Source organism: Streptomyces sp. NPDC002690 (assembly GCF_053592415.1).
Window position 1 is genome coordinate 1 of record NZ_JBSFVR010000399.1, and the last position, 6626, is coordinate 6626.

General features: G+C 73.3%; 7 protein-coding genes and 1 pseudogene. 4 read left to right on the plus strand and 4 right to left on the minus strand.

All coding sequences use genetic code 11. The features are described from left to right. Both pspAA and ACWD3D_RS31615 read right to left on the minus strand, forming a co-directional pair. Positions 1-177: PspA-associated protein PspAA (gene pspAA / locus ACWD3D_RS31610; protein WP_451464178.1), on the minus strand; the 177-nt coding region annotated here is incomplete at its 3' end. Positions 178-185: 8 nt separating this feature from the next. Then, the gene (locus ACWD3D_RS31615) at positions 186-971 is read right to left on the minus strand and encodes a PspA/IM30 family protein (RefSeq protein WP_451464173.1); all 786 of its coding nucleotides are present in this window, start codon (positions 969-971) and stop codon (positions 186-188) included. Between the two features lie 307 nt (positions 972-1278). Here ACWD3D_RS31615 and ACWD3D_RS31620 point away from each other — a divergent pair, with 307 nt between their 5' ends. From ACWD3D_RS31620 to ACWD3D_RS31630, 3 genes are all read left to right on the plus strand, one after another. After that, complete coding sequence (locus ACWD3D_RS31620) at positions 1279-1875, plus strand: DUF3043 domain-containing protein (protein ID WP_451464174.1); 597 nt, start codon at positions 1279-1281, stop codon at positions 1873-1875. Positions 1876-1934: 59 nt separating this feature from the next. Beyond that, complete coding sequence (locus ACWD3D_RS31625; protein WP_451464179.1) at positions 1935-2678, plus strand: class I SAM-dependent methyltransferase; 744 nt, start codon at positions 1935-1937, stop codon at positions 2676-2678. A gap of 96 nt (positions 2679-2774) precedes the next feature. Continuing rightward, positions 2775-3875: a S1C family serine protease gene (locus ACWD3D_RS31630; protein ID WP_451464175.1), complete on the plus strand. Its 1101-nt coding sequence runs from the start codon at positions 2775-2777 to the stop codon at positions 3873-3875. 222 nt (positions 3876-4097) lie between these two features. Here the strand turns inward: ACWD3D_RS31630 and ACWD3D_RS31635 are convergent. Then, positions 4098-4298, minus strand: a pseudogene (locus ACWD3D_RS31635) (hypothetical protein); the annotation flags it as partial. A 208-nt stretch (positions 4299-4506) separates the two neighbouring features. Between ACWD3D_RS31635 and ACWD3D_RS31640 the strand changes: the two are divergent. Then, a complete protein-coding gene (locus ACWD3D_RS31640; protein WP_451464176.1) occupies positions 4507-5709 on the plus strand; it encodes a bifunctional adenosylcobinamide kinase/adenosylcobinamide-phosphate guanylyltransferase in 1203 nt (400 codons plus the stop codon). A gap of 63 nt (positions 5710-5772) precedes the next feature. On the opposite strand, the gene ACWD3D_RS31645 is transcribed toward ACWD3D_RS31640, so the two are convergent. Then, positions 5773-6626 (minus strand): SGNH/GDSL hydrolase family protein (locus tag ACWD3D_RS31645; protein WP_451464177.1); only part of this gene is annotated, 854 nt, incomplete at its 5' end.

Genomic DNA, 6626 nt, shown 5'->3' on the forward strand with positions numbered 1-6626 from the left:
AAGCTTGCCCTTGAGCATGTAGCCCCAGTGCGGACACGAGCAGAGGTCACCGGGGAGGCCGACGAGCGCCGGTCCCATGTCCGTCCCCTTCGGGAGCTCGTCGTCGAGCGCGTTCAGCTCGGCGATCTTGCCGTCGGCCAGTTCTACCTGGCCCTCCCCCATGATCCGTACGATCATGACCGTCCTCAGCTCTTGTCGTACCGGTGCGGTGACTGCTGCTGGGAGCCGGGTGCGGTGTCCTGGGAGCCGCCCTCGATGGCCTGCTGGCCCGCCGAGGTGCCGCCGGCCAGTTCGGCCTTCATCCGCTGGAGCTCCAGCTCCACATCCGTACCACCGGAGATGCGGTCCAGCTCGGCGGCGATGTCGTCCTTCGCGGTGCCCGTGGGGTCGTCCAGAGCGCCGGAGGCGAGCAGCTCGTCGATCGCGCCGGCCCGGGCCTGCATCTGCTGCGTCTTGTCCTCGGCCCGCTGGATCGCCAGGCCGACGTCTCCCATCTCCTCGGAGATGCCGGAGAACGCCTCGCCGATACGGGTCTGCGCCTGGGCGGCGGTGTAGGTGGCCTTGATCGTCTCCTTCTTGGTGCGGAAGGCGTCGACCTTGGCCTGGAGCCGCTGGGCCGCGAGAGTGAGCTTCTCCTCCTCGCCCTGCAGCGTCTGGTGCTGCGTCTCCAGGTCGGTGACCTGCTGCTGGAGGGCGGCGCGACGGGAGAGCGCCTCGCGGGCGAGGTCCTCGCGGCCGAGCGCGAGCGCCTTGCGGCCCTGCTCCTCCAGCTTGGACGACTGTCCCTGCAACTGGTTCAGCTGCAGCTCCAGCCGCTTGCGCGAGGTCGCCACGTCGGCGACTCCGCGACGCACCTTCTGCAGCAGTTCCAGCTGCTTCTGGTACGAGTAATCGAGGGTCTCGCGCGGATCCTCGGCCCGGTCAAGAGCCTTGTTTGCCTTCGCGCGGAAGATCATTCCCATCCGCTTCATGACACCGCTCATGGGCTTCGCGCGCCCCCTTCTAACGACTGAGCTCCAGCACTCCAACAGAACCCACAGTACGGGCCCTGCCTCCATTACCGCACTGTTCGGGGCCCGATGTGCTCCTCCCCAAGGACGACTGCGCCGGGCGCCCGCTCCCGCCCGAGGTGGAGGCGGCGGGTGCGGGGCGACCGGGTGCCGGCCGGGGCGGATGCCCTGCTTGCCCTGTGGGACACCGTTGAGGACGCGGGCCGTTGCCGGATCGTTCCCGCCCGGTCCGACTGGCCGCCCGCCGGACCCCGTACCCTTGGGTTTTGTGTTCCGTAGCCGTGCCAAAGAAGAGAAGGCCCCCACCGACAAGGTGACGGCGGACCTCTCCACCCAGTCCCGCGACCCCCAGGCTCCGAAGGGTCGCCCCACGCCGAAGCGCAGCGAGGCGCAGACGCAGCGGCGTCGTGCCTCGACCACGCCGGTCGACCGCAAGGAGGCGGTGAAGCGCTCGCGTGAAGCACGCCGGGTCGACATGGCCAAGCAGCGCGAGGCCCTCGCCTCCGGCGACGAGCGCTATCTCCCGGTCCGCGACAAGGGCCCGGTGCGGCGCTTCACCCGCGACTTCGTGGACTCGCGCTTCTGCATCGCCGAGTGGTTCCTGCCGATGGCCGTGGTCATCCTGGTCCTCAGCGTGATCCAGATCCGGAACATCCAGAACATCTCGCTGCTGCTCTGGCTCGGCGTGATCGTGCTGATCGTCCTGGACTCCATCGGCTTGGCGTTCCGGCTGCGCAAGCAGCTGCGCATCCGCTTCCCGGACACCCCGCAGCGCGGCGCCGTCGCCTACGGTCTGATGCGTACGCTCCAGATGCGCCGGCTGCGGCTGCCGAAGCCGCAGGTCAAGCGAGGAGAGCGGCCCTGACCGCTCAGACCCCTGGATTCGCCGGAGGTTCCTCCACCTGGCTCGCGGGGCTCGGCGGTCTGCGCAACATCGTCCGCCAGGAGCTCGTGGCCCGGCAGCTGGACGAGCAGATAGCCGCCCGCTTCGCGGTGGGCCGGCGGCTGCGCGTCCTCGACGTGGGGCTGGGCCAGGGCACACAGGCCCTCCGCCTGGCACGGGCCGGTCACTCGGTGACCGGCCTGGACTCCGATCCCGCGATGCTGGCGGCGGCCCGTGAGGCGCTGGAGCACGAGCCCGAGGGCATCCGTGAGCGCGTCCGGCTGATCGAGGGCGACGGCTCGGAGACCGGGGTCCACTTCCTGCCCGGCAGCTTCGACATGGTGCTCTGCCACGGCGTACTGATGTACGTCGAGGAGCCGGACGCACTCCTGGCGGGGCTGGCCCGGGTGCTGGCACCCGGCGGTCTCCTCTCGTTGCTGGTACGCAACGGCGACGCGCTCGCGATGCGCCCCGCCGCGGCCGGTGACTTCGGTTCCGCGCACGCGGCCTTCGACACCGCCTGCTACACCAACCGGCTCGGGCTCCAGGTCCGGGCCGACCGGCTGGAGGCGCTGACCGCCACCCTGGCGGGGATCGCGGCGCCGCTGCACGCCTGGTACGGGGTGCGCGTCTTCACGGACAACGCCCCGGGCGACGCCCCGCTGCCCGATGCCGCCGAGCTGGAGCAGATCTTCGCCGCCGAGGAGCGGGCCGGGCGGACCGATCCGTACCGGCGGGTGGCCGCGCTGCTCCACCTGTGCGGCGTGCGGGGCGAACGGGCCTGACGGACACCTGAGCGCTGTCCGTGCGACCGGACGCGTCCGGTCCGTTCGGCCCAGCAGCACCCACCGCGGGACGGGGGCGAACGGGATACTCCGGACATGGACGTATCCCGCTCCCGCGGCCTCGCACGCCGACTGCCGTCGTCCCTGGCCGCAGGTCTCCTCGCCCTCGCTCTCGCCCTGGTGAGCGGCTGCTCCGACCCCGACTCCGACTCCGGTCCGGCCTCCCCCGAGACCTCCGCGTCGGCCGCCCGGCAGGGTTCCGCTTCCCGCGCCGTCGCGCAGCTGCAGAACGACTACCAGCGCGTCATCGCCGACGTGCTGCCCTCCGTGGTGCAGATCCAGACAGCCGACGGGCTGGGCTCCGGCATCGTCTACGACGACGACGGCAACATCGTGACCAACGCGCACGTCGTCGGCGACGAGAAGTCCTTCAAGGTCAGCGTCGCCACCGGGGAGAAGGTGCTCGCCGCCTCCCTGGTCTCCTCCTACCCGGCGCAGGATCTGGCGGTCATCCGCCTCGACGACCCGCCGGACGGACTTCGGGCGGCGAAGTTCGGCGATTCGGAGAAGGTCGAGGTGGGGCAGATCGTGCTGGCGATGGGCTCGCCGCTCGGCCTGTCCAGCAGCGTCACCCAGGGCATCGTCTCCGCGCTCGGCCGGACCGTCAGCGAGTCCCGGACGGGCGGCGGCACGGGGGCGACCCTCGCCAACATGGTGCAGACCTCGGCGGCGATCAACCCGGGCAACAGCGGGGGCGCGCTGGTCGACCTGGAGAGCGAGGTCATCGGCATCCCGACGCTCGCGGCGACCGACCCGGCCCTCGGCAACAGCGCGGCGCCCGGCATCGGCTTCGCCATCCCGGTGTCGACGGTGAAGACCATCGCGGACCAGATCATCGACAAGGGCAAGGTCACCGACTCGGGGAGGGCCGCGCTCGACATCACCGGCCGCACGGTCGTAGACGACGACTACCAGCCCGCCGGAGTAGCGCTGGTGAGCGTGGAACGGGGCGGAGCGGCGTACGACGCGGGGATGCGGGTCGGCGACATCGTCACCAAGCTCGGCGACACCGGGGTCACCACGATCACCTCGCTCGCGGAGGCGCTCGCCGCCGAGCGGCCCGGGGAGAAGGTCCGGGTGACGTACGCACGCGGCGGTGCCACGCGGACGGCCGAGGTCACGCTCGGCGAGATCTGACCCCACCGGTCAGGGGGCGACGGTCGCGGACGGCACGGGAGCGGCGGTCATGGGCGGTCCGGGAAGCGGGGCGCCCGGTACGGGAGCGGGCGGTCCTGGGAGTGTCCGGGTCCGCCCGCTCCCGTACGGTCAGACGGTCTCTTCCTCCGGGCCGGGCCCCGCCGCCGCGTCGGTGCCGGAGGAATCGTCGGGCTCCGGGTCCGGTTCCGGAGCCGGGTCCGGTTCCGCGTGGAGGCTCATCGGGCCGTAGATCTTCGTGGAGTCGTCGAAGAGCGTCACCTGGTCCGCCCCGCCGTCCAGGAGTTCCTTCCAGAACTCGCCGATCCAGGACTCCGCGTCACCCTGCGTCGTGAATTCCTCCGGCTGCAGCGCCGGCTCCGTCTCCGTACCGTCGGACTTCTCGAACCGCCACGTCCACGCCATGTCAGCCTCCTGGGTCCTGATGCTGCCCCGAGCCTAGGGCCTCCACCCGCGATCCTGCCGCGATCGTCCGGAACATTGCCGTCAGGGGGCCGGGAACCCCCCTCCGGACGCCCCTGCGGGGGCCTCCAGGGCCCCGGGCCGTGTCCGGGCGGGTCACAGGGGCGCAGCCGGGCGCGCACGCCCGGCGCGCACGCGGCAGGATCATGGTGTGGAACTGACTCTCCTCGGCACCGGAGCCCCCGGCGGGCTGCCCCGGCCCGACTGCCCCTGCGCCATGTGCGCGACTGCCCGCGGCGGGTCCGCGCGGGCCACCACGGCCCTGCTGGTCGACGACGCCGTGCTGCTCGACCTCACCCCGGGCGCGGCGCTCGCCGCCGCCCGGGCGGGGCATTCGCTGGCCGGGGTGCGCCAGGTGCTGCTGACCCGCCCGCAGAACGGTCCCGCCGTCGAGCTGCCCCCCGGCCTCCCCCGGGCGGGCCGGGTGCCGGACGGGCAGGTGCTGACGCTGATCAGCGGACACCGGGTGCGGGCGGTGCCGATGGACGCGCCGGGTACCGGGTACGAGGTCGTCTCCCCCGCCGGCGAACGGCTGCTGTACCTGCCGCAGGGCGCCGCCCCGGCCGGGCTCGCCGAGCCGTTCGCGGAGCCGTACGACCTGGTGGTCGGCGACGTGGTGGGGCGGCCCGACGCGCTGGCGCGGCTGCGTGCGGTGGACGCGGTCGGGCCGGCCACCGAGATCGTCGCCGTCCACCTGGACCACGACGCCCCGCCCGGTGCCGAGCTGGACCGCCGGCTCGCGGCGGCCGGCGCCCGGGCGGTGCCCGACGGGACGACGCTGGTCACCGGGGAGTACCTCCCCCTCCCGGAGGTGCCCCGCCGCACTCTGGTGACCGGGGGCGCCCGGTCGGGGAAGTCGGTGGAGGCGGAGCTGCGGCTGGAGACCTTCCCGGACGTGGTGTACGTGGCGACGGGCGGCCGGCGGGACGGGGACACCGAGTGGGCGGCGCGCATCGGGCTGCACCGGGAGCGTCGGCCGTCCGCCTGGCGCACCGAGGAGACCTGCGAGGTGGCGGAACTGCTGCGGGCGGACGGGCCGCCGCTGCTGATCGACTGCCTCTCGCTCTGGCTGACCGACGCGATGGACCGGGTGGACGCCTGGGACGACGGCCGGTGGGCGGACGGCGGCGAGAAGGCGCTGCGGGCGCGGGCCGCGGAGCTGGTCGCCGCCGTGCGGGAGACCTCGCGGACCGTGGTGGCGGTGACGAACGAGGTGGGTTCGGGCGTGGTCCCCGCGACCGCGGCCGGACGGCGGTTCCGGGACGAGCTGGGGCGGTTGAACGCGGCGTTCGCGGCGGAGTGCGAGACGGTGCTGCTGGTGGTGGCGGGCCTGCCGGTGGTACTGCGCGGCTGAGGGCTCGGGGCCGGGCGGGGCTCCGGGGCCCCGCCCGGGCCGCGCCCGGCCCTTGCCGGGCTGTTACCTCAACCGGTTCAGCACAGCGGTCGCCATGGCCTGCTCGCCCTTGGCGTTCGGGTGGGCGGGAGCCGCGGGCGCGGCCGGCACGAGCGGCTCGATCCAGCGGTTCTCGGGCGCCTCGCACATGTCGTGCCCGACGGTGGGTCCGTAGGTGTCGACGTACTCGGCACGGTTACGGACCGCCACCTCGCGGAGCATCGCGTTGAGCCGCTTCTCGGTGTCGCGCAGGTAGGGGAAGTCCCCGGCCGCGAAGGGCACGGCGGGGAAGCAGCCGCTGCCGTCGTCGGGCAGCAGGTCGGGGTACCCGACGACCAGCACCCGGGCGTGCGGCGACCGCGCGTGCACGGCACGCAGGACGCGCTCGATCTTCGGAGCGGTCGACGCGACTGCTTCGGTCAGCTGGTCCGTCCCGGAGGCGGTGTAGTGGCTCCGGCACGGATCGCCCGCCGGGTTCTGGACGCCCAGGCCGGCGCAGGTGGCGATGATGGACCCGAACCCGATGTCGTTGCCGCCCATTTGCAGCGTGACGAGATCGGTGTCGCGTCGGAGCGCCTGCAGTTGCGGAGGGTTGGTGCCCTGCGCGGTCCACATCTGTTCGGTCGTCGCACCGCCGCAGCTCACGTCCACGAACGCGGACGCGTCTCTCCGCTCGGCGACCAGGGAGGGGTAGTTGCGGGCGGAGCGGGCGCAGCCGAGGTCGGCCTGCGGAGGGATGGCGGGCCCCGACGTGTACGAGTCCCCGAGCGCGACGTAACGCGGGCCGTGCGCCGGCCCCCCTCGGTGGCCGCCGCCGTGGCCGTGGCGGTCGCCGTGCCCGGAGCCGGCGTGCCCGGAGTCCCCGTGCCCCGCGCCGG

Excerpts from the sequence above, each read along its gene's own strand:
- ACWD3D_RS31615 (WP_451464173.1), bottom strand. The coding sequence starts at position 971 with ATGAAGCGGATGGGAATGATCTTCCGCGCGAAGGCAAACAAGGCTCTT.
- ACWD3D_RS31630 (WP_451464175.1), top strand. The coding sequence starts at position 2,775 with ATGGACGTATCCCGCTCCCGCGGCCTCGCACGCCGACTGCCGTCGTCC.